This is a genomic window from Enterobacter sp. A8, from assembly GCF_004296595.1.
In the GTDB taxonomy this organism is placed as follows: domain Bacteria; phylum Pseudomonadota; class Gammaproteobacteria; order Enterobacterales; family Enterobacteriaceae; genus Enterobacter; species Enterobacter cloacae.
Window position 1 is genome coordinate 178,116 of record NZ_SCMF01000003.1, and the last position, 24,482, is coordinate 202,597.

General features: G+C 53.5%; 25 protein-coding genes. 9 read left to right on the plus strand and 16 right to left on the minus strand.

Features of this window, described 5'->3' with window-relative positions; all coding sequences use genetic code 11:
- The first annotated feature begins 9 nt into the window (after positions 1-9).
- Positions 10-1,146, plus strand: a complete 1,137-nt coding sequence (gene rlmG / locus EQV24_RS12770; protein WP_130626652.1) for a 23S rRNA (guanine(1835)-N(2))-methyltransferase RlmG — start codon at positions 10-12, stop codon at positions 1,144-1,146.
- On the opposite strand, the gene EQV24_RS12775 is transcribed toward rlmG, so the two are convergent.
- The 3 genes from EQV24_RS12775 to lsrR form a co-directional block, all read right to left on the minus strand.
- Positions 1,143-3,164, minus strand: coding sequence for an NADPH-dependent 2,4-dienoyl-CoA reductase (locus EQV24_RS12775; protein WP_130626653.1), 2,022 nt, complete (start codon positions 3,162-3,164; stop codon positions 1,143-1,145). The genes rlmG and EQV24_RS12775 overlap by 4 nt on opposite strands.
- Positions 3,165-3,342: 178 nt before the next feature.
- Positions 3,343-4,938, minus strand: a complete 1,596-nt coding sequence (lsrK, locus tag EQV24_RS12780) for an autoinducer-2 kinase (RefSeq protein WP_038420673.1) — start codon at positions 4,936-4,938, stop codon at positions 3,343-3,345.
- 35 nt (positions 4,939-4,973) lie between these two features.
- Complete coding sequence (gene lsrR / locus EQV24_RS12785) at positions 4,974-5,942, minus strand: transcriptional regulator LsrR (RefSeq protein ID WP_013098851.1); 969 nt, start codon at positions 5,940-5,942, stop codon at positions 4,974-4,976.
- Positions 5,943-6,157: 215 nt separating this feature from the next.
- Here lsrR and lsrA point away from each other — a divergent pair, with 215 nt between their 5' ends.
- The 6 genes from lsrA to lsrG are packed head-to-tail and all read left to right on the plus strand — an operon-like array spanning position 6,158 to position 11,843.
- On the plus strand, positions 6,158-7,645 hold the full coding sequence (gene lsrA, locus EQV24_RS12790; RefSeq protein WP_130626776.1) for an autoinducer 2 ABC transporter ATP-binding protein LsrA: 1,488 nt from the start codon (positions 6,158-6,160) through the stop codon (positions 7,643-7,645).
- On the plus strand, positions 7,642-8,673 hold the full coding sequence (gene lsrC, locus EQV24_RS12795) for an autoinducer 2 ABC transporter permease LsrC (RefSeq protein WP_130626654.1): 1,032 nt from the start codon (positions 7,642-7,644) through the stop codon (positions 8,671-8,673). The genes lsrA and lsrC overlap by 4 nt, the downstream gene beginning before the upstream one ends.
- Positions 8,674-9,651 carry an autoinducer 2 ABC transporter permease LsrD gene (lsrD, locus tag EQV24_RS12800; protein ID WP_038985768.1) on the plus strand — a complete coding sequence of 326 codons (978 nt, stop codon included), beginning with the start codon at positions 8,674-8,676 and terminating at the stop codon, positions 9,649-9,651.
- Position 9,652: 1 nt separating this feature from the next.
- On the plus strand, positions 9,653-10,654 hold the full coding sequence (gene lsrB / locus EQV24_RS12805) for an autoinducer 2 ABC transporter substrate-binding protein LsrB (protein ID WP_020689399.1): 1,002 nt from the start codon (positions 9,653-9,655) through the stop codon (positions 10,652-10,654).
- Between the two features lie 11 nt (positions 10,655-10,665).
- A complete protein-coding gene (gene lsrF, locus EQV24_RS12810; RefSeq protein WP_130626655.1) occupies positions 10,666-11,553 on the plus strand; it encodes a 3-hydroxy-5-phosphonooxypentane-2,4-dione thiolase in 888 nt (295 codons plus the stop codon).
- Positions 11,550-11,843, plus strand: a complete 294-nt coding sequence (gene lsrG, locus EQV24_RS12815) for a (4S)-4-hydroxy-5-phosphonooxypentane-2,3-dione isomerase (protein WP_013098845.1) — start codon at positions 11,550-11,552, stop codon at positions 11,841-11,843. The genes lsrF and lsrG overlap by 4 nt, the downstream gene beginning before the upstream one ends.
- Before the next feature lie 139 nt (positions 11,844-11,982).
- Here the strand turns inward: lsrG and EQV24_RS12820 are convergent, their stop codons facing one another.
- The 3 genes from EQV24_RS12820 to EQV24_RS12830 all read right to left on the minus strand — a co-directional run bounded on the left by EQV24_RS12820 (position 11,983) and on the right by EQV24_RS12830 (position 14,103).
- On the minus strand, positions 11,983-13,431 hold the full coding sequence (locus EQV24_RS12820; protein WP_165876017.1) for an alpha/beta hydrolase: 1,449 nt from the start codon (positions 13,429-13,431) through the stop codon (positions 11,983-11,985).
- 108 nt (positions 13,432-13,539) lie between these two features.
- On the minus strand, positions 13,540-13,833 hold the full coding sequence (locus tag EQV24_RS12825; RefSeq protein WP_130626657.1) for a hypothetical protein: 294 nt from the start codon (positions 13,831-13,833) through the stop codon (positions 13,540-13,542).
- A 12-nt stretch (positions 13,834-13,845) separates the two neighbouring features.
- Positions 13,846-14,103, minus strand: coding sequence for a hypothetical protein (locus tag EQV24_RS12830; protein WP_023622126.1), 258 nt, complete (start codon positions 14,101-14,103; stop codon positions 13,846-13,848).
- A gap of 247 nt (positions 14,104-14,350) precedes the next feature.
- Between EQV24_RS12830 and EQV24_RS12835 the strand changes: the two genes are divergently transcribed.
- The gene (locus EQV24_RS12835; RefSeq protein ID WP_023622127.1) at positions 14,351-14,896 is read left to right on the plus strand and encodes a YfaZ family outer membrane protein; all 546 of its coding nucleotides are present in this window, start codon (positions 14,351-14,353) and stop codon (positions 14,894-14,896) included.
- A gap of 171 nt (positions 14,897-15,067) precedes the next feature.
- Here EQV24_RS12835 and pagP read toward each other — a convergent pair whose 3' ends face one another.
- The 10 genes from pagP to EQV24_RS12885 form a co-directional block, all read right to left on the minus strand.
- Entirely contained in the window at positions 15,068-15,709 is a 642-nt protein-coding gene (gene pagP, locus EQV24_RS12840; protein ID WP_013098837.1) for a lipid IV(A) palmitoyltransferase PagP, read from the minus strand.
- A gap of 155 nt (positions 15,710-15,864) precedes the next feature.
- The gene (locus EQV24_RS12845; protein ID WP_047023550.1) at positions 15,865-16,242 is read right to left on the minus strand and encodes a zinc metalloprotease HtpX family protein; all 378 of its coding nucleotides are present in this window, start codon (positions 16,240-16,242) and stop codon (positions 15,865-15,867) included.
- Between the two features lie 126 nt (positions 16,243-16,368).
- Positions 16,369-16,839, minus strand: a complete 471-nt coding sequence (locus tag EQV24_RS12850) for a glycine zipper 2TM domain-containing protein (RefSeq protein ID WP_058651397.1) — start codon at positions 16,837-16,839, stop codon at positions 16,369-16,371.
- A 9-nt stretch (positions 16,840-16,848) separates the two neighbouring features.
- Entirely contained in the window at positions 16,849-18,111 is a 1,263-nt protein-coding gene (locus tag EQV24_RS12855) for an arginine deiminase (protein ID WP_130626658.1), read from the minus strand.
- 21 nt (positions 18,112-18,132) lie between these two features.
- On the minus strand, positions 18,133-19,572 hold the full coding sequence (locus tag EQV24_RS12860; RefSeq protein ID WP_130626659.1) for a basic amino acid/polyamine antiporter: 1,440 nt from the start codon (positions 19,570-19,572) through the stop codon (positions 18,133-18,135).
- Positions 19,573-19,692: 120 nt separating this feature from the next.
- Positions 19,693-20,370, minus strand: coding sequence for a winged helix-turn-helix domain-containing protein (locus EQV24_RS12865; RefSeq protein WP_013098832.1), 678 nt, complete (start codon positions 20,368-20,370; stop codon positions 19,693-19,695).
- Between the two features lie 440 nt (positions 20,371-20,810).
- Positions 20,811-21,311: a hypothetical protein gene (locus EQV24_RS12870; protein WP_058678725.1), complete on the minus strand. Its 501-nt coding sequence runs from the start codon at positions 21,309-21,311 to the stop codon at positions 20,811-20,813.
- A complete protein-coding gene (locus tag EQV24_RS12875; RefSeq protein WP_130626660.1) occupies positions 21,274-21,999 on the minus strand; it encodes a winged helix-turn-helix domain-containing protein in 726 nt (241 codons plus the stop codon). Before EQV24_RS12875 ends, EQV24_RS12870 begins: the two co-directional genes overlap by 38 nt.
- A 232-nt stretch (positions 22,000-22,231) precedes the next feature.
- Entirely contained in the window at positions 22,232-23,080 is an 849-nt protein-coding gene (locus EQV24_RS12880) for a dihydrodipicolinate synthase family protein (RefSeq protein ID WP_029882947.1), read from the minus strand.
- An 11-nt stretch (positions 23,081-23,091) separates the two neighbouring features.
- Entirely contained in the window at positions 23,092-23,778 is a 687-nt protein-coding gene (locus EQV24_RS12885; protein WP_038420663.1) for a B3/4 domain-containing protein, read from the minus strand.
- Between the two features lie 42 nt (positions 23,779-23,820).
- On the opposite strand from EQV24_RS12885, the gene EQV24_RS12890 reads away from it, so the two are divergent.
- Positions 23,821-24,423, plus strand: a complete 603-nt coding sequence (locus tag EQV24_RS12890) for a helix-turn-helix domain-containing protein (protein ID WP_013098828.1) — start codon at positions 23,821-23,823, stop codon at positions 24,421-24,423.
- Positions 24,424-24,482: the final 59 nt, after the last annotated feature.

Here is a 24,482-nt window from a genome sequence, read left to right on the forward strand (position 1 = left end):
GGAGGGCCGATGAGCCACTTAGACAACGGTTTCCGTTCACTCAACCTTAAACGTTTCCCGGAGACGGACGACGTTAACCCGCTTCAGGCGTGGGAAGCGGCGGATGAATATCTGCTGCAACAGTTGGATGACACTGAAATTCGCGGCCCGGTTCTGATCCTGAATGATGCCTTCGGAGCGCTGGGCTGCGCCCTGGCGGCGCACACGCCTTACAGCATTGGCGATTCATACTTAAGCGAGCTGGCGACGCGTGAAAACCTGCGTCACAACGATCTCGATGAATCCAGCGTGAAGTTCCTCGACAGCACCGCAGACTACCCGCAGGCGCCGGGCGTGGTGCTGATCAAAGTGCCAAAAACCATGGCGTTGCTGGAGCAGCAACTGCGTGCATTACGGAAAGTCGTCACGCCAGAGACGCGCATCATCGCGGGCGCGAAGGCGCGTGATATTCATACCTCAACGCTGGAGCTGTTCGAGAAAGTGCTGGGCCCGACCACCACGACGCTGGCCTGGAAAAAAGCGCGCCTGATCAACTGTACCTTCAGCGCGCCGGAACTGGCTGACGCGCCAGAGACGCTGAGCTGGAAGATGGAAGGCACCGGCTGGACCATCCACAACCATGCGAACGTCTTCTCACGTACCGGCCTTGATATCGGCGCACGTTTCTTTATTGAACATCTGCCGGAAAATCTGGAAGGGGAGATTGTGGATCTCGGCTGCGGTAACGGCGTGATTGGCCTGACGCTGCTGGCAAAGAACCCACAAGCCAGCGTGGTCTTCAGCGACGAATCGCCAATGGCGGTAGCCTCGAGCCGTCTGAACGTGGAAACCAACATGCCAGAGGCGCTGGATCGCTGTGAGTTTATGATCAATAACGCGCTGTCCGGCGTAGAGCCTTTCCGCTTCAACGCCGTGTTCTGCAACCCACCGTTCCACCAGAAGCACGCCCTGACGGATAACGTCGCGTGGGAGATGTTCCACCATGCGCGCCGCTGCCTGAAAATCAACGGCGAGCTGTATATTGTGGCGAACCGTCACCTGGACTACTTCCACAAGCTGAAGAAGATTTTCGGTAACTGCGTCACCATCGCCACCAACAACAAGTTCGTGGTGCTGAAAGCGGTGAAGCTGGGACGTCGTCGCTAAATAACCAGTGCAAGCTGGGTGCCCTGCGCAATGGCCCGCCGCGCATCCAGCTCCATTGCCACATCGCACCCGCCGATCAAATGCACCGTTTTACCTGCCTCACGCAGCGGATCCGCCAGATCGCGCTTTGGCTCCTGCCCGGCACATAAAATCACATGATCCACGCGCAGCAGCTGTGGCTCACCACCGATCGTGACGTGCAGGCCGTCGTCGTCGATCTTCTGATAGCTCACCGCCGGGATCATCTTCACGCCGCGCGAAAGCAGGGTGGCGCGGTGGATCCAGCCGGTTGTTTTCCCCAGTCCTTCACCCGGCTTACTCGCTTTGCGCTGCAGCATGACGATCTGCCGTGGGCTTTTCGGCAGCTGTGGCCCTTCCGGGCGCAGGCCGCCGGACTGGCTCAGGCTGGTGTCGATGCCCCATTCCACGCAAAATTCGGCAATGTTCTGGCTGGTGGCCTCGCCCGGCTGGCTTAAATACATGGCGGTATCAAAGCCGATCCCACCGCAGCCGATAATGGCCACGTTTTCCCCAACCGGCGCTTTATCGCGCAGCACATCGAGATAGCTCAGCACTTTAGGATGATCGATACCCTCGATCGCAGGCGTGCGCGGGGCGATCCCGCTCGCCAGGATAACCTCGTCGTAATCCAGCAGATCTGGCGCACTTACCCACTGGTTGAGCCGCAGATCCACACCCGTTAGCTCGATCATCCGGCGGTAGTAGCGCAGCGTTTCATAGAACTCCTCTTTGCCGGGGATCTGTTTGGCAATATTAAACTGCCCGCCAATTTCACCTGCGGCATCGAACAGCGTCACGCTGTGCCCGCGCGACGCCGCATTTATCGCAAACGCCAGCCCCGCGGGGCCCGCCCCGACAACCGCCAGACGTTTTGATTTGTCTACCGGGAGCACCGGCATTTTGGTTTCATGGCAGGCGCGGGGGTTAACCAGGCAGGAGGTCACTTTCCCGACGAAGATCTGATCCAGACAGGCCTGATTACAGCCGATGCAGGTGTTGATCTCATCCGCACGCCCGCTTTGCGCTTTGGAAAGCAGTTCTGCATCTGCCAGGAACGGACGCGCCATCGACACCATATCGGCATCGCCGCGTGAGATGACATCATCCGCCACCTGCGGATCGTTAATACGGTTAGTGGTCACCAGCGGAACAGACACTTTGCCTTTCAGCTTGCGCGTAACCCACGTGAATGCCGCGCGCGGTACCGGCGTGGCGATAGTCGGGATGCGCGCCTCGTGCCAGCCAATCCCGGTATTGATGAGGGTGGCACCGGCGGCTTCAATCGCCTGCGCCAGCTGGACGGTCTCGTCAAACGTCCCGCCGCCTTCCACCAGATCCAGCATCGACAGGCGGAAGATGATAATAAAGTCAGCGCCCGCACGTTCGCGCACGGCGCGTACCACTTCGACGGCAAAGCGCATACGTCGCGCATAATCGCCGCCCCATTCGTCGTCACGCTGGTTAGTGCGGGCGGCGAGGAATTCGTTAATCAGATAGCCCTCGGAGCCCATTACCTCGACGCCGTCATAGCCTGCTTCACGCGCCAGCGCCGCACAGCGGGCGAAGTCGTCAATCAGCGCCAGCACTTCATCGTGGCTGAGGGCATGCGGCTTGAAGCGGTTAATCGGTGCCTGAATGGCCGACGGTGCCACCAGATTGGGCTGATAGCTATAACGCCCGGTATGCAGGATTTGCAGGGCAATTTTACCGCCTTCGTTGTGAACGGCATCGGTCACAATGCGATGGTGCGGCAGCTGTGACGCATCGTTAAGCACCGCTCCGCCTTCCATCCCCACGCCTGATGGCGCGGGAGCCACACCCCCGGTGACGATCAGCGCCACCCCGTGGCGCGCGCGCTCGGCATAAAAGGCCGCCAGACGCTCGGCCCCGTCCGGATGCTCCTCCAGCCCGGAATGCATTGAGCCCATCAACACGCGGTTTTTGAGCGTTGTGAACCCCAGATCGAGGGGGGCGAATAGCGACGGGTAGCGGCTCATAGTCTCTTCCAGTGTAAAATTATTGTTATGTGGTCGGATGAGTTACTAATTTAGCCAGCAGAAAGTAAAAGGGAAAAGGGGAATGCAGTGATTGTGATGGGATTCAAATATTGGTGTGGCCTGATGCCCTCACCCTAACCCTCTCCCACAGGGAGAGGGGACTTAATCTCCCTCTCCCTTAGGGAGAGGGGCGGGGTGAGGGGGATGCCCGCACCAGCCCCGGCGCCTGCCACATCGACGTCGTCAGCCCGCTGTCCACCAGACCGAGCTGGTCGGCGTACACCGCCTGCCACTTCTGCATCATGCCATCGTACAGCGCCCTGTGCTGCGGGTTCGGGGTAAACTCGCGGCTCCATTTCACCAGCCGCTCGCCGGTGGTGGCCATATCCGCAAACAGTCCGGCCCCGGCTCCGGCGGCAATGGCGCAACCCAGCGCCGTCGCCTCTTTCACTTCCGGTACGTGCACCGGCAAACCGGTGACGTCACTTAAAATCTGGCTCCATAGCGCCCCCTTCGAACCGCCTCCGGCAAACACCAGGCTCTCGAAGTTAACGCCGGAGAAACGTGAGATTTGCGCCAGGTTGCAGGCCGAGACAATCGCCGCGTTCTCTTCCAGCGCGCGGAACAGCGTCGCTTTGTTGCACTTTTCCGGGTCGATGGAAAGGTTAATAAACGACGGGGCGGCGTGGTACCACTGCTTAAAATGCATCGCGTCGGAGAAGATGGGCATCACGCCATGCGAACCCGCGGGCACCCGGCTCGCCATCTCCTCGAGCAGGGAATAGGTGTCCATCCCCATACGTTCGGCGATCAGCTTCTCTTCCGCGCAGAAGGCGTCGCGGAACCAGCGCATGGTCAGGCCGGTGAAGAAGCTGATCGATTCCGCCTGCGCCATACCGGGGATGACGTGTGGGTTCACGCGAATATTCATCTCAGGATCGGTGCGCACCTGCGGCAGATTGACCACCTGCTGCCAGAAGGTACCACCCAGCACCGCCGTTTGCCCGGCGCGGACCACGCCCAGCCCCAGACAGCCCAGCTGCACGTCGCCTCCGCCCATCACCACAGGGGTGCCTTCACGCAGGCCGCTCTGCTGCGCGGCCTCTTTAGTGATAGCGCCCAGCACGGTGCCGGTCTCTTTCACCGGAGAGAGGATATCGGCGCGCAGCCCGGCCATATCCAGCAGTGCTGGCCGCCAGTCGCGGGAGAAGAGATCCAGCATCCCCGTAGTGCCCGCATTTGATGGATCGACCGCCAGCTCGCCGGAGAGCTTCGCCGCCAGCCAGTCGCTGATCATGGTAATAGTGGCAGCCTTGCGATAGATATCCGGGCGATGGTGCGCCAGCCACAGCAGACGCGGCATGGCGCTCAGGGCCAGGGTCTGGCCGGAAACGTCGTACACTTCGGATTCAAACTGGTTGTCGTGGATCTCTTTGAGTTCGGCCACCTCGCGGCTGGCGCGGGCGTCGACGTTGGCGCAGGCCCAGATGGCCTCACCGTTGCGGTCATACAGCACGATCCCTTCGCGCATGGAGCAGCAGGCGACGGACTGGATATCCGCCGCGCTCAGGTGCGCGCGATCCAGCGCCTGGTGGATGCACTGGCAGGTAAGCCGCCAGTTGGTATTGAGGTCGAACTCCATCGAGCCCGGCACATTTTCCACGCTCAGGTGCTGCCACTCGGCCTGACCCACGGCAACCTGGTTGCCCAGCAGATCGAAAATAACGGCACGCACGCTGCCTGTCCCTGCATCTAACGCTAAAAGGTAACTCATGAGTTTGCCTCGTTGTTAGCGCAGGGCTTACCCCGTTACGTCAGGGCCAGCACCGCGCGGGCTGTTGTCTCTTCCGTCACCAGGCCATTGATACGGCGACCTTTCAGTGCGGCGTAAATCGCATCGGCTTTCTCAACACCGCCAGCCACGCCGACGATGGTAGGTAACTGCGCCAGTTCATCAAGCGTGACGCCCAGCAGTTCTTTGTGGATCTCCAGCTCCTCAACGCACTCACCTTCGGCAGTGAGGAAATAACCGAGAATGTCGCCGACGGCCCCTTTACGGGCATACATCAGCTGTTCACCTTCGCTGATGTAGCCTGAGCGCAATATCGTTGCATCACGACGCTGGTTCACGGACCCAATCCCGACCACTGCCACGTCGGCCGCCGTTGCGGCGAGGATCACGTCCCGCACGCTGGTTTCACGTTTTAAGATCCCGGCCACCTCGGCGGAGGAGACGCGAAGCGGGGCGGGGATCATGCTGACGCTGCATGCCGCGTCCAACTGGCCGATACCGGTCATATAGGGCCCCACGCCGCCGGAAAGGGTGACCAGGCGGATCTGCTGCGAGCTGATAAATCCGCTCAGATGCTGCAGGCTGCTCATGGTGGTTTCACCAAATCCCACCGCTAACAGCTGGCCGGGTTCCAGCACGCCCATTAACGACTGCGCGGCACCAATGCCTAACCGCACGTTCATTGGCGGGGTATTCAGTGCTGGCAGCACGCGAACCAGCTTTAGCCCAAAGCGCTGCTGCAGTTCGGTTTCCAGTGCCAGACAGCCCTCATAGCGGGAGTTGATCTGCACGCGGATCACCCCGGACTGGCGACCTTTCTCCAGCAGGCGAGAGATCTTCAGGCGCGGCAGGCCGAGCCGTTCGCCAATGTCGTTTTGCGTCAATCCGTCGTGGTAGTAACACCAGGCCACGCGGGCAACCAGCTCCTCTTCCGCCAGTGCCAGCCCGGCAAACCGACCTTCTTCCGCAGTGCGTTTATCGCTCATAATTGAACTCTTATAAAAATTTAGATCATATGTTCGTGACGGCGCAGGTCGAAAGTGTGAGCTACGCGGCAAAACGGATCATTTAGATAGTTTCTTTCTCAGATGGATCTTAATCGATAAAACTGTGATCCCTGCACGGTTGTAAATATAGTTCACCGTCTACGCTTTTGAACATTATTAAATCTAAAAATCATTTGTTCAATAGCGGAGCGATGATGACCCCACTTATCGAAGCACGAGCCATCTGCAAGCAGTTTTCCGGGGTGCCGGTTTTGAAAGGCATTGATTTCACGCTGCTTGCGGGCCAGGTGCATGCGCTGATGGGCGGGAACGGCGCGGGTAAATCGACGCTGATGAAGATCATCGCCGGGGTGGAGACACCGGACAGCGGTGAACTTTCCGTAGCAGGTCATTCATATGCGCGGCTCACGCCCGTGCAGGCCCATAAGTTAGGTATCTATCTGGTGCCCCAGGAACCGCTCCTGTTCCCCAATCTGACGGTGCGGGAAAACATCCTTTTCCGCCTGCCGCGTGAACGGGAAAGAGAGAATCGGCTGACGGAGAAGCTGCAGCAGCTGCAGTGCCAGCTAAATCTCGACGCCACCGCCAGTACGCTGGAAGTGGCGGATCAGCAGATGGTGGAGATCCTGCGCGGTCTGATGCGTAACGCAACGATCCTGATCCTCGACGAGCCCACGGCCTCCCTTACGCCGGGTGAAACCGAACGTCTGTTTCGCCAGATCCGCGCCCTGCAGGATCTGGGCGTCGGTATCGTCTTTATCTCGCATAAATTGCCGGAGATCCGCCAACTGGCAAGCCACGTCTCGGTAATGCGCGACGGTGCCGTGGTGCTCAGCGGGGAAACCGCGCAGTTCGACGATAACGCGCTGATTGCCGCCATGACGCCGGTGAGCCGGGAGAAAGGCTTAAGCGATGCGCAAAAACTGTGGCTGGCGCTGCCGGGAAACCGTCGCACCCAGCCGCAGGATTTTCCGGTATTGCGCGTGGACGATCTTACCGGGGAGGGGTTTATCGATCTCTCGCTTGAGATCTACGCAGGCGAGATCGTCGGTCTGGCCGGGCTGGTCGGATCCGGGCGCACCGAATTTGCCGAGACGCTCTACGGCCTGCGTCCGGTGCGTGGCGGACGGGTCTGGCTGGAGAATCAGGAGATCACTCACGAGAGTGTGGGCGCCCGGCTGGAAAAAGGCCTGGTTTATCTGCCGGAAGACAGGCAGGTGTCCGGCCTGTTCCTGGATGCACCCATCCGCTGGAACACCGTGACGCTGAACGAGCCGTCTCTCTGGCAGCAGCGCAAGCGGGAGTCCGCGGTGGTGGAGCGTTACCACCGCGCGCTGGGGATCAAACTCAACCATGCGGATCAAACCGTGCGCACCCTCTCCGGCGGGAATCAGCAGAAAGTGCTGCTGGCCCGCTGTCTGGAAGCCAACCCGTTATTGCTGATCGTCGATGAACCGACGCGCGGCGTGGACGTGTCGGCACGTGCTGATATCTACCAGCTCATCAAAAGCGTGGCCGCGCAGAACGTGGCAGTGCTGATGATCTCAAGCGATCTCGATGAGTTTCCTGGCCTTGCCGATCGCGTGCTGGTCATGCACCAGGGCGTGCTCAGCGGCGAGTTGCCGCGCCATGCCGTCAGCCTCGATCGGATGATGGCGCTGGCGTTCGGAGGACAATCATGAAGACGTTACTGAAAAACCGCGAGCTGAGCGCGTTTCTCGCCATTCTGGCGCTGTTTGCCGTGCTGGTGGCGCTTAATCCGGCGTACCTGAGCCTTCAGACGCTGGGGATGATCTTCGCCAGCGCGCAAATCCTGATCCTGCTGGCGCTTGGCGCCGCGCTGGTGATGCTGACCCGCAATATTGACGTCTCCGTGGGCTCCACCGTGGGGCTCTCCGCCATCGCCGTCGGCGTGGCGCTGAACAATGGCTACAGCCTGCCGGTGTCGATGCTGTTCGCGCTGTCTGTCGGCGCGCTGGCAGGGGCGTTCAACGGGTTGCTGGTGGTGGCGCTGCGCATCCCGGCGATTGTCGCCACCCTCGGCACGCTGGGGCTGTATCGCGGGGCGATGCTGCTCTGGACCGGTGGAAAGTGGATTGAAGGGTTACCGCCGGGGCTGAAATCCCTTTCTGAACCCGTAGCCGTGGGCATTTCGCCGCTCGGCATGGTGGTGCTGTTTTTGGCCGCCGTCGGCGCATGGACACTCTCGCGCACCGCGTTCGGACGCGATTTCTATGCCGTGGGCGATAACCTTGCCGCCGCGCGCCAGCTGGGCGTGGCGGTCAACCGCACGCGGATGATCGCCTTTACTCTCAATGGCATGCTGGCGGCCTGCGCCGGGATTGTCTTTGCCGCGCAGATTGGCTTTGTGCCAAACCAGACCGGGAGCGGGCTGGAGATGAAAGCCATCGCCGCCTGTGTGCTCGGCGGCATTTCGCTGCTGGGCGGGACGGGCACGCTGATTGGCGCACTGCTTGGGGCCTTTTTCCTGACGCAAATCGACACCGTACTGGTGCTGTTTAAGCTCCCGGCGTGGTGGAATGACTTTATCGCCGGGCTGGTGCTGCTGGGCGTGCTGGTGCTCGACGGGCGTCTGCGCCAGGCGCTGGCGCATCATCAGCGGGCGCTGAAATACGGTCGCTTCCAGCCGGGTAACAGAGGGGGAAAGCACGTCACCCCATTTCCCAAACGCAAAAAAGAGGTGGCGTAAATGAAGCTTAACTGGGAAAGCGCGCTGCTGATCTTACTGGTGCTGGAGATCCTGCTCTTTGGCGCCATCAACCCGCGGATGCTCGACATCAACATGCTGCTGTTCAGCACCAGCGATTTTATCTGCATCGGCATTGTGGCGCTGCCGCTGACGCTGGTGATTATCAGCGGCGGGATCGATATCTCCCTCGGTTCAACCATTGGCCTGTGCGCCATTGCGCTGGGGGTGATGATGCAATCGGGCTGGCCGATGGCGGTCGCCATTCCTCTGACGCTGCTGCTGGGCCTGCTGTGCGGGCTGGTGAATGCGGCGCTGATCCACTACACGGGTATCAGCCCTTTAGTTATCACTCTCGGCACGCTCTACCTCTACGGCGGCGGGGCGCTGCTGCTCTCCGGCATGGCGGGCGCGACGGGCTATGAGGGCATCGGCGGTTTCCCGGACAGCTTTACCGCGTTCGCTAACCTGACCGTGTCAGGTCTGCCCGTTCCGCTGGTGCTGTTTGCGCTCATTACGCTCTTCTTCTGGCTGATTACCCACCGCGGGCGCTTTGGGCGGCATCTGTTCTTAATCGGCCAGAACCCGCGCGCCGCGCGCTATGCGGCGCTGTCGGTTAACGGCATGCCCTACGCGCTGTATGGCCTGGTGGGCGTCGCCTCGGCCATTGCCGCCCTGGTGATGGTCTCCTATTTCGGTTCCGCGCGCTCGGATCTGGGGCGCGATCTGCTGATGCCAGCCCTCACCGCTGCCGTACTCGGCGGGGCGAATATTTATGGCGGGTCAGGTTCGGTTATCGGTACGGCACTGGCAGCGCTGCTGGTGGGGTACCTGCAGCAGGGGTTACAGATGGTCGGCATCCCCAACCAGGTGTCGAGCGCGCTGTCAGGGGCGCTGTTGGTTGTGGTGGTGATGGGACGTTCGCTGAGTCTGCACCGTGAATGGGTGCGTTCTCTCTTTAGAAAACTATCCGGAGCGTAAGATGAAAACAAAACTGATAGTCCTGGCAATGGCCCTCAGCTTCGCCTCGGCGCAGGCGGCGGACCGCATCGCCTTTATCCCGAAGCTGGTGGGGGTGGGCTTCTTCACCAGCGGCGGCAATGGCGCGAAAGAGGCGGGGAAAGACCTCGGCGTGGACGTCACCTACGATGGCCCAACCGAGCCGAGCGTCTCCGGCCAGGTGCAGCTCATCAATAATTTCGTCAACCAGGGCTATAACGCCATTATCGTCTCCGCCGTGTCGCCGGATGGCCTCTGCCCGGCGCTGAAGCGCGCCATGCAGCGCGGCGTCAAAGTGCTGACCTGGGATTCCGACACCAAACCGGAGTGCCGCAGCATCTACATCAACCAGGGTACTCCGGAGCAGCTCGGTGGCCTGCTGGTGGAGATGGCCGGGAAGCAGGTGACAAAACCGAATGCCAAAGTGGCGTTCTTCTACTCCAGCCCGACCGTCACCGACCAGAACCAGTGGGTGAAAGAGGCGAAGGCCAAAATCGAAAAAGATCATCCCCAGTGGCAGATTGTGACCACCCAGTTTGGCTATAACGACGCCACCAAATCCCTGCAAACCGCCGAAGGGATCTTAAAAGCGTACCCGGATCTGGATGCGATCATCGCCCCGGATGCCAACGCTCTGCCTGCCGCGGCGCAGGCGGCGGAAAACCTGAAGCGGGAAGGGGTGGCGATTGTCGGATTCAGTACGCCTAACGTCATGCGTCCGTACGTCGAGCGCGGCACGGTTAAAGCCTTCGGCCTGTGGGATGTGGTGCAACAGGGCAAAATTGCGGTCAATGTCGCCGATCGTTTGTTGAAAAAAGGCGATCTTAACGTCGGCGACAGCGTGGAGGTAAAAGATATCGGTACGCTGAAGGTCGAGCCGAACAGCGTCCAGGGCTACCAGTATGAAGCAAAAGGCAACGGCATCGTGCTGCTGCCAGAGCGCGTGGTGTTCACCAAAGAGAACATCAACAAATACGATTTCTGACGGGGGAGCAAATGGCTGATTTAGACGACATCAAAGACGGTAAGGATTTTGGCATCGGTACACCGCAGCAAAATGTACCGTTCACCCTGAAGGGCTGTGGCTCGCTGGACTGGGGCATGCAGTCCCGGCTTTCGCGCATCTTCAACCCAAAAAGCAACCGCACGGTGATGCTGGCCTTTGACCACGGTTACTTCCAGGGGCCGACCACCGGTCTTGAGCGTATCGATCTCTCTATCGCGCCGCTGTTCGCCGAAACCGACGTGTTGATGTGTACCCGCGGTATTTTGCGCAGCACCGTACCGGCCGCCACCAATAAACCGGTGGTCCTGCGCGCCTCCGGCGGTAACTCAATTCTGGGCGAGCTGTCGAACGAGTGCGTGGCAGTGGCAATGGAAGACGCGCTGCGCCTGAACGTCTGTGCGGTGGCGGCGCAGGTGTACATTGGCAGTGAATTCGAGCATCAGTCGATCAATAACATCATCAAGCTGGTGGATGCGGGGGCACGCTACGGGATGCCCGTGCTGGCGGTGACGGGCGTCGGCAAGGAGATGGCGCGCGATGCGCGTTACTTCTCGCTCGCCAGCCGTATTGCCGCCGAAATGGGGGCGCAGTTTGTCAAAACCTACTATGTGGATGAAGGATTCGAAAAAGTGACCGCCAGCTGCCCGGTGCCGATCGTCATCGCCGGGGGGAAAAAGCTGCCGGAGCACGAGGCACTGGAGATGTGCTGGCGCGCGATTGACCAGGGAGCCTCTGGCGTGGACATGGGGCGCAACATCTTCCAGTCCAGCGCGCCGCTCGCCATGCTGAAGGCGGTGAAGAAAGTGGTTCACGAGAACATGAGCGCCCGGGAGGTGTTCCAGTTCTGGCAGGAAGAGAAACAGGGAGAAGCGAAATGAACGTGACGTTAGTGGAGATCAACATCAAACCCGAGCGGGTGGACGAGTTTCTGGAGGTGTTTCGCGCCAACCACGAGGGCGCGATTCAGGAGCCGGGAAACCTGCGTTTTGACGTGTTGCAGGACCCCCGGGTGAAAACCCGGTTCTTTATCTACGAGGCCTATAAAGACGAAGAGGCGGTGCTGGCGCATAAAAAAACGCCGCACTACCTGGCCTGCGTGGATAAGCTCGAAGAGCTGATGTCGGAGCCGCGCAAAAAACGCAGTTTTGTGGGGCTGCTGCCGGAGTGACAAATTAACCGGCAACCAGCGATTCAATGGGGATAGTGGTGAAAGAGGCGAAGAATAACGGATGTTATACTCTGGCGCCGATTGTCTTTTATTTCATCTATCCCCAACGATGAGCTGACGTTAAAAAACGCCTCTTCCTTTATCTTATGACGCCAGCAATCCTTTCAATCAAATAGGGATAGAACGGATTCGAGGTGATACGCATTAAGGAGTCCATATCTGCCAGCAATACCGCACGCTCCCCTCTGACGCGTAAAACACCCAGACTCAGACCATAGTGATTCGGTTCATAGGGTTCACTTCCATATAAAGAGTCATGGACAGGAAACGGGAGGGCGACATGAGAGAGTGAAAAAACATCTCTCGGATAGCGCACATTAAGGAGCTGCACGTCTGCTGTTGTTGAGTGCGCTAAGTGTGTCGAAGCGACCATGTTCATACTCTCTGAAGAGGCGTTTTTGACGATAGTCGTCGTGTAAGTACGCTGTGGTGTTGCCAGTAAGTGTGATAGCGCGCGATCCGAAGAGTGGCGAAACAGTGCACGAAAATTGACCGCACGATTAATATCAAACAACACCAGTTCGCTACCGTTATCCGGTAGATTTTGATGGAGTACGTCCAGCACTGCCCGGGTACTGACTGTGGAATCAAGAACGGACTGAAACGTAAGCACATGAGGAAGATCTTTCCAGCCAGCCGATGACTTGCGCCGCGTAAGATCCCGTTTCAATGTCTCAGTCAGAAGATAAGCCTGTCGCGCACCATTCACGGGAAAAGAGTTATATTTAAAAGGATTAAATTCTGGTACCAGACCTAACCAGGCCGCACGAGAAAAGGCCGGGAGAAAGGCTGTCCATTCGGCCATTCCCGAAAACCGAGCAAAGCGGCTTATGCCTATCATGGGAGAAATCAGGACAATTTGTTGTGGCTTCTTCAGGCTCTCATCATCAAGGGCATCGATGGCATATTTCATGGCCAGCGCCCCACCATTGGAAAAACCAACAATATGCAGCGGCGCATCCGCATGGGTCATTTTTGTTGCCTCGCGCACCGCAAGACGCGTTGCTGCCAGCCAGTCCTGCCATTTTACATCCGTTAATGCCCCGGGTACGGTACCATGGGCAGGTAGACGGATCCCGATGGCGACAAACCCTTCTTTTTGATAGAGCCGGGCAATATGCTGCAGGCTGTAAGGGGAGTCCGTAAGTCCGTGCAGTAACACGACAGCCCCTCTCGGTTCCGCCTGTGGGCGCATGATATAGGATCGATTCCAGTCTGTGGGAAGGGTGTCCGGAAATACCGGGCTTGACGGGTTATAACGATTTAAACTCGTTGTATCCTGATCGGTTTGCTTCATAACGACATTGTTATGCACCTCCATGAAGAGGGCGTTTTCAGCATTGATATAGTCATCCCAGTCGGCCCGATCGATCTCGTTTTCGCGTAATTCATTAGGGACAAAAGTATGCCAGGGCTGGAGTTCGCCGCTACGCTGTACCCAATAAAACAGGCCTGTCATTGCACAAAGCGTGAAGCCCAAAAGGATCAAAATACAACGCTTCATCACTCTAATACTTTTCTTGCGCATAAATCCTCTAAACATAGATATTCAACCTGATATCTGCTGTATTTAGGTTTTAAAGCGCAGCGTGGTTGATGATGGGGGCACAGAATAAAGATATGGACATCGCATAAACTATGCTTTTAACCATTGCATGATAAGCAAGGAGTTAATGGCGAAATTAATATGCGCGATGATAGATAACATAATACTAAGCGCTGCCACAAACAGAACCTTGAGGTTGAGGATGCGTGTTTTTTTTAAGTTTGCATCCAGCCATAACATATTCCTTATTTTATTCTTTTGATATAAATACATTATCCCCATAGATAAATATAAGAGAGGCATGATAATGCTTACTGAATTGATCTGTAACAGCAGTAATTCACTGCCAACTAATGCAAATAGCCATGAAATAAATAGCAGCATAAGCGTTGCTCCTCAGTTTTTTTTGTTGGTAAGGTAAAACCAAATCATAAACAGAACATCTAAAAACAACCAAACTCCGCCCAGCAACAAAACGTGCGAGACTGCACCCGGCCAGAACAAAGCGCCATTGGGGGAAACAGAAAAGAAATCCTGTCCCCAGACCAGGCGTGCCACAATCATGAAAAGGGGCAGCAATAAAAGGTTGAACAGAAAAAGATAACGGATAAAGTTTGGTTTTTTGGGCCGTCTGATATTTTCTTCCGGGAACATGGTTTCCTCACTGGTTTCGGTGAAAATAAAGAGGCATTCTAGTGCGAAAAGATAGATGGAACTTAAACACACGTCATTTTATAGCGTGCGCAGCTGCCACCTCGCTGATTAATGAATGAGTGTATGGTGAGTGAGGATCTCTTGTTTGTTTGAACTTCATATAACATCGCCCCCTAAAATAAGCCACCAGACAGAGCTTGTTTAAGGTTCTGACTTCTTTTTTTTAATGTATATTAGGTGATAACAAATGTTTAAAAAAACACTCACAGTAGTGGCAATTCTTTCAACTCTCTCTGTTAGTGCTAACGCCGCTGAAATTGGCGCTCAGTTAGGTACACAACATACGGAGTTAAATGCACTGATTGCGCCTGAGCCGACCGGTATTTTTTATACTGCAAACTGGGCTAACAATTATAATGATGGCCGTAATTCTGGCGGTGTCGGCCTGGGTTATCAGGTGTCTCTGGGTAAAGCCGATCTTTACGCAGGTGCCAAGGCCATCTATATGGCGCCTAAGAAAGGTGATAATGGATTTGCGGCACCGATTGGTGGCGGGGTTCGTGTCCATTTCAGCGATGAGGTGTATGCCTATGGTGAAGGTTATACCGCGCCACGTGGCCTGAACAATGCCGTTGAAAACTATGTTGAAGTTGATGCAGGGTTGGCCTGGCAGGTACGAGATGAGGTGAAACTCAAAGCGGGTTACCGTCATATTAGCGTTCATGGTAAATCCGGTACGCCTAATCATACGCTGCTTGATGGTGCTTACCTGGGCGCCGCACTTCAATTCTAAACAAACACTCACCGCGAGCCCTACGCTCGCGGTGAGTCGTTGCATATAATCCAGTCATTTTTCTTTACCCTCCTTTTTATCCAGATACTCTTCTTCCTTTTTCTCTTAAAACATTTCCTTTCCTGCACTGATAGTAAAAAGACCGAGAGTGTAATGCAGGGCTGAGCCCTGCTACAGGTTGTAACGTAACCACCCGAAGAGTACGTTTCCGTTATTATAGGTGCCAGGAATATAGGTGAACTGGACATTCACATTTTTATAACTCGCTGAAAAAAGCGGGAATATAATCGGTAAGGGAATGTAGTTGCCCATATCTTTACGCGCTGTTATCCCGGCGGTCACCCCTAATCCCAACCTGAAATCTTTTTGTTGGCCTGGATGCCATCCTTTCTCCCATGCGTAGCCGGTGACCGGTTGCCACTCATTATGTGAGTCTTTAAACACCATTCCATACAGTGCACTCCAGTTGCCATTGCTGTGATGACGAGAAACACCCACTCCGGCACCCCAGGGCATTTCATTATAGCGATCGGTCTTTTCTTTATCGTACATGAACCGGTTATGCCAGCTGATAAAAGGAAGATAAATATCGTGGCTATCATAATCTGTCCAGGTTTGCGTAATATCGGAAACAATCCTGCTGCCCCAGCTTGCTGCATTTTCATCAGCATGAGTCTGGCCATAGGCACGTGTGGCAAAAAGAAGTAACCCGCTCCAGAGTAAAACAGAGCAAATCAACAAAAATAAATGATAAAAGCCGCCGATAAAGTCGATTTTTTCCTTACAGGGCTGCCAGGGGGTAGTGCTTTTCATTGCGAACACTCCAGTGGATAAAAGTAGTTAAAAATAATAAATAGGCCAGCGCATTAACAAAACATGAGACGAATTGTTAATAGCGCCAGAGATGACTGATTTTCTAAAACGAAATGACTAAGGTTGGATATTACGCCATCCTTAGTCATTGTGATTTAATTTATGGCTTTCTTTTTAAGGAGTTCGAACTCCTCCTGGCTAATAACGTCCTGGTCTAATAGTTTTTTGGCGTCTGATATTTGCTCCGCTGGTGATTTACAAAGACTATATTGTGCTGCGGCATTCGCATCCAGTCTGTAAGCACGTTGTCTTTTGGCCATTCCCTTACCTCTCAGGATGAGATAAAAAATAGAGGTGATCAGCGGGATGAAAAGTAACAGCATTATCCAGAGCGATTTAAAGAAGCCGTTGAGTGTATTGTCACGGAATAAATCAGTAACGATCTGGAAAATAACAAATAGATACGCAATAAAAAAGAATATAGAAAATAGGGTGGCTGCCATATTCCAAAATTGTAATAGATGAGTCGTCACAATGATGCCCTCTTAAGAATATAAATGGTCACATGGAATGAATAAAAGATAAAAACCTGCCACAAAAAATTTTCATCCTTAATGAAAAGGACAATCATCCTGTTGTGGCAGATATGATAAAGCGTGTTATTGAGCTGGAGAGATCGCTACCTGACCGCGATGCGAGGTAATATTTACACGTTGCCCTACGACAAATTCACCTTCACGGGCGGGCTGCACGGTAACGAACTCTTGCCCGTTATCAGGACGAATAAAGAGTTCAGCCGCATTATGTCGCGCCATTCCTCGTTGTATCGACTGTCCTGCCATCGCGCCAGCAACGGTACCGCCAGCCGTCGCCAGCAGACGGCCGCTTCCGCCACCAATAGCATTACCGGCAGCACCGCCAATCAACGCGCCCCCGACTGTACCGGCAGCGCTGCTTCCGGTGTCGTTTTGGATTGTTATGTATCTCACCCCTGTGATTGTGCCGTGCGACAGCGCCATCACCTGACCGGAAAGCGCAGCACTTGCATGATGGGCAGAACCAACGGGTTTTTCAGTACAGCCAGCCAATGCCAGCAAACCGGCCAACATTAAAACAGAACGTGTAAACATCTCTCTTCCTTATGAGTAATCAACGGCATCACGAATTAATGGACATGTCATACAGTGGCCGCCACCGCGTCCACGCCCTAATTCACTCCCAACAATTTCAATGACCTCAACGCCTTCTTTACGCAAACGGTCGTTTGTTTTGGTATTGCGGTCATAGGCGATAACGACACCTGGAGACATGGCGACCACGTTATTTCCGCTATCCCATTGCTGACGCTCGGTGTCGTAAACATTGCCTTCGGTTTCAACGACCCTGAGCGAGCGTAAATTGAGTGCCCTGGCTACCACCTCTGTTAACGGCTCTGAATAATGCTCCAGACGCATTCCGCCTGGGGAGTCGTCCTTAATCAGTGAAAAGACTTCGATTTGATCAACAATGGCGGGATAAAGCGTCACTAAATCTCTGTCACAAAAGGTGAATACGGTATCCAGGTGCATCGCCGCTCTGAGCTTCGGCATCGCGGCAATAATAACGCGCTCGACATGGCTAAACGGGTTCGAAAACAGGGCAGATGCAAGCTGGGCAATGGCCTGATAGGACGTACGTTCGCTCATACCGATTAAAACGGTCTTGTTGCCAATAGGCATAACATCGCCGCCTTCAAGGGTGGCGGATCCGTGATAACGCGTTGGATCTCCCCACCATGTATTGATCGTCTGACGGGTGAAGTCCGGATGGAACTTATAGATAGCAGTGGTCAGTAACGTTTCTTCACGACGAGCCTGCCAGTAAAGGGGATTAAGCGTAACCCCGTTATAAATCCAGCTGGTGGTATCTCGCGTATAAAGCGTATTCGGCAACGGCGGGAGCAAATATTCACGCAGCCCTGTCGCTCTTCCGACGAGTTCAAGTTCTTCTTTATCGCCCCTGTGTCTGTTCAGCAAATCATAGGTTGAAAGCCCGCCGATCATAAACTCAGCCAGCCGATCTGCTGGTAACGAATCCAGGAACGAGCGTGTTTCATTAAGCAAACCCAACGGGATTTCATCAGCAGTAATCTGCTGTTCGATGAGCCAGTTGCGTGCCTGACGGTTAGCCAGCGTTTCGGAGAGCAGATCATGCATCTCAACAACGTCAACACCGCATCCGCGCATTTTGTTAATAAAATCGAGATGATCCTGACGGGCACGCTCTACCCACATAAGATCATCAAATAACAGTCGGTCGCAATTGCCCGGTGTAAGACGGCTATGTGCTAACCCAGGGGCGCACACCATCACTTTGCGTAACTGGCCGACCTCGGAGTGAACACCCAGTGGTATATCTTGCATAGTATCTCCTTAAGAGAGTAATTAAATGGTAATATTTCCGTTTATAATTCCATAAATACAGGCCAAAGCCGCGAGCACGATGGCGGTAAATAATATTCGTTCCGTACCAGAGAATATTTTTTTGTTTTGCTCACGCTTAGCAATGTAATAAAGCAGTGTGCCAGGCGCATAAATAACGGCGGACAGAAGCACATACGTTAATCCGCCGGCATAAATCATCAACGAGGCATAGGCAGTGGCAATGACAGAGATCACCAGGTCTTTATAATATCCCTTTGTGCACTGTTCGTAGGTTTCTCGTGTAATAACCAGCTTCAGGCTATACGCGGCAACCAGAAGATAAGGGATAAGCGTCATCGCGCTGGTTAGCTCAAGGGCTAACAGGAATGCGTAATCGCTGAAAAAAGTGATAATTAAGAACAGCTGTATCGAGATATTCGTCAACCATACGGCTGACGAGGGAACGCGCCAGCGATTCTCGCGTGCAAAAACGGCAGGCATGCTCTTTTTCAACGCCGCGGAATAAATAACCTCAGCGGCGAGCAATGACCAGGAAAGATAGGCTCCGAGGACAGAGATAATTAACCCCACGCTGATGAAAATCATGCCCCAGCGTCCCACTATGCTTTCGAGAACACCGGCCATTGAGGGTTGCCGTAAGGCTCCCAGCTCGGCCTGGGGCATAACGCCATAAGAAAGCATGGTGACTAACATCAGTAAGCACAGCACCCCGATGAAGCCGAATACGGTCGCCAGGCCAACGTCTTTCCGGTTAGTTGCATAACGCGAGTAAATACTTGCCCCTTCGATTCCAAGGAATACGAATACGGTCACCAACATGGTGCTTCTGACCTGGGAAAAGATTGATCTGAAGAGAGGTGGCTCTCCGGCGGCCCCGCCCCAGAAATTAAGCATAAACATCTCTTTTTTGAATGCCATTATCAGAATGGTGATAAATACAAAAATAGGGATGATCTTGGCACAGGTGGCCAGGGTATTGATAAAGGCCGCTTCTTTAATACCCCGCAATACCAGGAGATGAAAAGACCATAAAACAACTGATGAGACAGCGATTGCCAGCAGCGTATTACCTTCGCCAAATGCAGGGAAAAACGCGCCTAATGTTGATTTAATTAAAATAAAATAGGATACGTTGCCGATACATGTACCCGCCCAGAAACCGAGTGCCGAAATGAAGCCCGGATATTCGCCGAAACCGGCTTTAGCGTAGCTAAAGACGCCCGCATTGAGTTCAGGCTTTCTTTGCGCAAGGTTCTGGAATACAAATGCCAGCATCAGCATACCGCCACCGGCAATCACCCAGGCAATAATTGCACCAAGCCCACCGGTTGCTCGTCCGAATGCAGCAGGTAATGAAAATATACCCGCTCCGATCATCGCTCCGACGACAAGCGTCGTTAAAGACCAAAGCGATAGCGTATTGGTCGTAGATTTGTTCATATAATTTTCTTAACAATGAAGCTGTGATTGATGAAGTGTGAGTTTAAAAGCGTTAAATATACCGTACTTAAATGAAGTTAATTTTTATGCCATCAAGGCAGCACAGGGGCTGGGTGTAACTCAGATCGCACCGTTTAGATCGTAATAATAACCCTCTTCTCTTTGATTTCTGATTTGCCCGCTGTTGTAGGGTGCCAGTTTCTTTCTCAGACGACCAATAAGCACCTCGACGGTATTGTTTTCTTTACCCATCCAGTCGTGGTAGAGATGTTTCATGATTTTACGTTTGCTCAGCGCCTTGCCTTTGTTCTTCACCAGTAGCTTCATAATTTCAAATTCAAAACGGGTCAGTCGAATTTTTTGCTTGTTGATGAAGAGTACCTTGCTGTTTAAGTCGAGTTCTAAATTACCTGCAGTAATACGGCTGGAAGGGGTGAGATAATTCCGGCGTACTAAAACCCAAATTCTGATGATAATCTCTTCAATATGACTAGACTTGACAACATAATCGTCAGCGCCGCTTTCAAACGCTTTCACCTTGTGTTCAATATCGTTGCTGCTGTTAAGGATCATGATGCGGATAGTGCGCCCTTCGCGTCGCCACTTACGAATCGCCTGTAACTCAGCAGTGGAAAGCGTTTCAGATGCCATAATCAGGAGTTCAGCTTTATTTGAAAACATAAACATTTCCACTTCCTCAATACTCGAAGATACATCAGTTAAAATACCTGCCTCTTCAATTTGGGTTTTCAAATAATGCTGATTTATAATGTTAGGATCTAATATTAACACGCGCATATCTTCCTCTCACTTTGTTGCTTCGCCTGTTAGGGTTTTTGACATTTTATGAAATGGATTTCTATGCTTTACAGATAAAAGCATCGTCACCAAAAAGTTGGCTAAATAATACTTTCGAAATAAATTCAAACAATTCTTTTATGAGGGATATTAGAAATACAAAATAAAAAAATGCAGAATAAAAGAAGTGAAGGGAAGAGTATGAGAAAAGCAGAGGAAGTAGAATTAAATCAAGAAAAATCACATTTAATAAGGTTTTTGTTCTGCTTTTTTGGCGTGTAGAGTGTTTGTTTAGATGAACGTACGGTTGCTCCAATTGCTTTCTGGTTGGATTTTTGTTAAGAGTTAAGTGCGAGTTTTATTTTTTGATTTAACAATCTATACATCTGTCTTGCAATCATAACATTAGCACAATGAGTCATGTGCTTGCGTCAATAAACTCATTTTCGGCAAATAAATATGGCACGCTGCAAATCGCTTATTCTCCAGGTTTTGGGGTCAAGCTTCTGGATCTTATAGTGCAGGACAGGCTGGCTGGTGGTGAGTTTTTCAATCAGCACAGAAGGTGCATTATCCTGCGGATTAGCAAGAAATTTACCTTTCGTAACTTTATGGAATCCGTTTTGCACGTCTGTGTCGATGGTCATGTTTCCTGTACGATCGACAAGATACTCTTTACCATAATAGTTCAACGTGCCGTATTCGCTGACCGTGACGAGACCATCGTTGGTAATGTGGAAAACAATTTTGATATTCCCATTAATCCCTTGCTGGACATTTTTTGAATCTTCATAGTTGATATGTACCGTCGACATACAGTTCATCGGTAGGTAATCATAAACACCAACAAGCTTGTATATTCCCATTGCAAGCAAGGGAAGCATCAACAGGCATAAAACAATATTAATTGTTGTTAATATTGACGAAGTTTTCGCATTCATGTCCTTTCCCTGTATTTTGTTTGCCACACAGGGCAATGTGAGTTGAGTACACCTTGCTTTTTAAAGGCGCTCTGTTGTCATCAAAATAGATATTTTTGGGATATTGCTGGCATTTTAATGCGATTCTTTGCCCTAAATTTGTATTAAAAAATGAGTCAATATTCTCTTGTTTGACGCCATTTTCGTCAATATAGACATCGCATAATCCGACTGACTTATATTTATGCATAGTGCTATCGTTTAAATGGTACAAATAAAAGGCAGTGATGGTGCTCACCATTAAAACGGTTAATGCTATTGTGCTAATGTAAAAACCTTTGTGCGAGGAACAGATTTTTTTAAATTTTTCGTACGTGCTACTACGTGTAGTACTAACACGAGTACACTGACAGTGCAGTACAAATCCTTGCTTTGGTATTGTTTCGATTTTGTCTTCAAGCGAGAATTCAAGAAATGCTTTTCGCAACAGAGATATGTTTCGGTTCAGGTTGTTATCAGAAGCAACCAGACCATGTTCTTCCCAGACTTTTTCAAGGAGTTCAGTACGGCTGACCTGAGAATTATTGGCGTCAATAAGTGCATTTAATAATCGCGACGTCGCCAGTGAAAGCTCAACTTCGCGTTTATTATCGGTTAAAATGCGCGATTCATCATTATAATGCACTATCCCGTCAAGTAGGTACTGCATAGCTTAAACGTCCTCGCAAATGAATCTAAGCATTATAATTTTAGCGCTACTATTATTCAATCTTCTGATTTCTATTAAGAGTCGAGAAGACGTATTTTTACCGGGTTAATTACACGTAGACAGAGGGACAAACTGCGAGGGCGGGGACGTTGCTTTCTCAACCATTCCTGAGAATGATTACTTTATGAATGATGCGGTGTGGCCGGGTAAGCGCAGCGCCACCCGGCGTTTTTCAGGCCAGTTCCAATTCCGCAAGGATCGCTGAAAGCGCCTCGCGCGGCTCTCCCTGAATTGCCTGCAACGGGAACGGCAAGCCGGGTGTTGCCACTTTTCCCCTCATTTCCGCCGCTGCCGCGATGACCCTTACGCTACCGTAACGACGGAACAGATCCCATAGCGGCTCTAACCGTTCTGACTCTGTACTTTTCCCCGAACGCGCTATCGCCAGCGCCGCTTTTGGGAACAACCCCGCGAGAACCGAATACCAGACGTCAAACCCGGCCTGCAAGGCTGAGGCTGCCCGCCAGTCACCGGCGATACCCAGTGTGACCGTATCAGGAAGCCGGGCACGTACCTGCGACAGATCCTCCGGCACGCGGCCAAGCTTGATGGAGCCTACATTTGGCAGAGACGCGACGGCAAATAGCAATTCATCGCTAAACGCAAAACCGGTCGTGGCAGGGTTATCGTAAATGCACAGCGGTACGGAGAGCTGGCGGGTCACCGTTTCATAGAGCTTGAATACTTCCTCATCCGTTAATCGCTGGTACGACACGGGTGCCATCAGCACGCCGGAGACTCCGGCCGTTTGCGCGTCGTCAGCCAGACGCAGAATATCGTCCAGCCGCATTGCGCCGATGCTGACGATAACCGGTATGTTACCGGCATGTTCCACCGCACAGCGTGTCACCCGGGCACGCTCTTCAACGGTCAGATAGGCATAGCTCCCGGTCGAGCCAAGAATGCCCAGTGAATCCACGCCTGCCTCAACCACAGGAGAGAGCAGATGCGTAAAGGCCTGCTCATCAAACGTGCCGTTTTTCAGGGGCGTTAACGGAAATGCGCTGACTCCACGAAACATTTTTTATCCTCTTACAGGGTCAGTAACTGCCTGTGCACCACTGCACCCGGCATCAGACGTTGCAGGTTATCAATCAGATCCGCTCCGGCTTCTTCCAGTGCCGTAAGCGGCATTGACGGCAGACTTTCCAGAATAAACCACATGGTTTGCGCCTGACTGTCAAGACGCGTCCGTATACCCTGGCGCCAGTTCCAGCGACGGCAGGTAACACCGAGGTCGTCGCGCCAGATAACCTCGCCCGGCTCCGGGTATTCCACCACCGGCTGCCCCTCTTTGAAGGTATCAAACGGTTCGCTGCCGTCCGCCAGCGTCAGGCGCGGCGCGCCTGAATAAGTCGCAAGATTTTCTCCACCAACCGGGATGGCGTAGCGAATGCTCACCGCGTTGTAGATATCCACCACCGGATCGAGCGGTGGCAGCGAGCCGTCTTTTAAGACCCGCTTACGTAAGGCGGATGCCGAGCAGGGCGTACGTTTCGGTTTTGCGCCGAAGGCCTTAAATACCTCATCCCAGCCGGAAAGGTGCGCGTCAGCCCACGGCACATCATCATTAAGCATCTGCTGGCAGGCTTGCGTGAGCACGGCCGGAGCGACTTCCGGGTGGGTAATCGGCGCAGCTTCAACCAGAATGCTCAGCGCCCGAAAGCCCGGGGCAATTGCGGCAAGGCGCGGGTCTATTGACGGCGTAACGAGAGACATAAATAATCCTGTATTGACTGTTTTATACCATGGTAGTGACCAATGACTGAAAAAGTCAATATAATGACTGAACAGGGTGCCGATATCGCCCAGGTAAGCCTGGCCGTAGCGAACCGCATACGCAACTGGCGTAAAGAGAAAAAACTGTCGCTGGATGAACTCTCGCGGCGTGCCAGCGTCAGCAAAGGCATGCTGGTGGAGATCGAAAAGGGCGCAGCCAACCCCAGCATCGCCATTTTGTGCAAGCTGGCCGCCGCGCTCGGTATCTCAGTGGCGGATATCGTTAACGTCTCCAGCGAGCCGCTGGTGCACGTTATCGAAGAAGCCGCGATCCCGGTGCTGTGGCAGGGGGAAAAGGGCGGACGTGCCAGACTGCTGGCAGGAACCGCGGGCCCGGATATGATTGAGCTATGGCAGTGGGAGATGCAGCCGGGAGAGCGTTTTACCTCTTCGGGGCATCCGGCGGGTACCTTTGAGCTGCTGCACGTGAACGAAGGCATATTAACCCTGACGGTGGACGAGACGGTTACGCAGGTTGCTGCCGGGGCATCGGCGGTGGCGAAAACGGAAGCCGCGCACGGCTATGCCAATGAGGGAAAAAAGGTGCTGCGCTTTACCATGACGGTGGCGGAGTTTCACCGATAAAAAGCAGCCCGGTGGCGCAACGCTTACCGGGCTGGTGTTGTAGGCCGGGTAAGCGCAGC

Coding starts and splice junctions, on each gene's coding strand:
- rlmG (WP_130626652.1), top strand. CDS start 10: ATGAGCCACTTAGACAACGGTTTCCGTTCACTCAACCTTAAACGTTTC.
- EQV24_RS12775 (WP_130626653.1), bottom strand. CDS start 3,164: ATGAGCCGCTACCCGTCGCTATTCGCCCCCCTCGATCTGGGGTTCACA.
- lsrK (WP_038420673.1), bottom strand. CDS start 4,938: ATGAGTTACCTTTTAGCGTTAGATGCAGGGACAGGCAGCGTGCGTGCC.
- lsrR (WP_013098851.1), bottom strand. CDS start 5,942: ATGAGCGATAAACGCACTGCGGAAGAAGGTCGGTTTGCCGGGCTGGCA.
- lsrA (WP_130626776.1), top strand. CDS start 6,158: ATGACCCCACTTATCGAAGCACGAGCCATCTGCAAGCAGTTTTCCGGG.
- lsrC (WP_130626654.1), top strand. CDS start 7,642: ATGAAGACGTTACTGAAAAACCGCGAGCTGAGCGCGTTTCTCGCCATT.
- lsrD (WP_038985768.1), top strand. CDS start 8,674: ATGAAGCTTAACTGGGAAAGCGCGCTGCTGATCTTACTGGTGCTGGAG.
- lsrB (WP_020689399.1), top strand. CDS start 9,653: ATGAAAACAAAACTGATAGTCCTGGCAATGGCCCTCAGCTTCGCCTCG.
- lsrF (WP_130626655.1), top strand. CDS start 10,666: ATGGCTGATTTAGACGACATCAAAGACGGTAAGGATTTTGGCATCGGT.
- lsrG (WP_013098845.1), top strand. CDS start 11,550: ATGAACGTGACGTTAGTGGAGATCAACATCAAACCCGAGCGGGTGGAC.
- EQV24_RS12820 (WP_165876017.1), bottom strand. CDS start 13,431: ATGCGCAAGAAAAGTATTAGAGTGATGAAGCGTTGTATTTTGATCCTT.
- EQV24_RS12825 (WP_130626657.1), bottom strand. CDS start 13,833: ATGCTGCTATTTATTTCATGGCTATTTGCATTAGTTGGCAGTGAATTA.
- EQV24_RS12830 (WP_023622126.1), bottom strand. CDS start 14,103: ATGTTCCCGGAAGAAAATATCAGACGGCCCAAAAAACCAAACTTTATC.
- EQV24_RS12835 (WP_023622127.1), top strand. CDS start 14,351: ATGTTTAAAAAAACACTCACAGTAGTGGCAATTCTTTCAACTCTCTCT.
- pagP (WP_013098837.1), bottom strand. CDS start 15,709: ATGAAAAGCACTACCCCCTGGCAGCCCTGTAAGGAAAAAATCGACTTT.
- EQV24_RS12850 (WP_058651397.1), bottom strand. CDS start 16,839: ATGTTTACACGTTCTGTTTTAATGTTGGCCGGTTTGCTGGCATTGGCT.
- EQV24_RS12855 (WP_130626658.1), bottom strand. CDS start 18,111: ATGCAAGATATACCACTGGGTGTTCACTCCGAGGTCGGCCAGTTACGC.
- EQV24_RS12860 (WP_130626659.1), bottom strand. CDS start 19,572: ATGAACAAATCTACGACCAATACGCTATCGCTTTGGTCTTTAACGACG.
- EQV24_RS12865 (WP_013098832.1), bottom strand. CDS start 20,370: ATGCGCGTGTTAATATTAGATCCTAACATTATAAATCAGCATTATTTG.
- EQV24_RS12870 (WP_058678725.1), bottom strand. CDS start 21,311: ATGAATGCGAAAACTTCGTCAATATTAACAACAATTAATATTGTTTTA.
- EQV24_RS12875 (WP_130626660.1), bottom strand. CDS start 21,999: ATGCAGTACCTACTTGACGGGATAGTGCATTATAATGATGAATCGCGC.
- EQV24_RS12880 (WP_029882947.1), bottom strand. CDS start 23,080: ATGTTTCGTGGAGTCAGCGCATTTCCGTTAACGCCCCTGAAAAACGGC.
- EQV24_RS12885 (WP_038420663.1), bottom strand. CDS start 23,778: ATGTCTCTCGTTACGCCGTCAATAGACCCGCGCCTTGCCGCAATTGCC.
- EQV24_RS12890 (WP_013098828.1), top strand. CDS start 23,821: ATGACTGAAAAAGTCAATATAATGACTGAACAGGGTGCCGATATCGCC.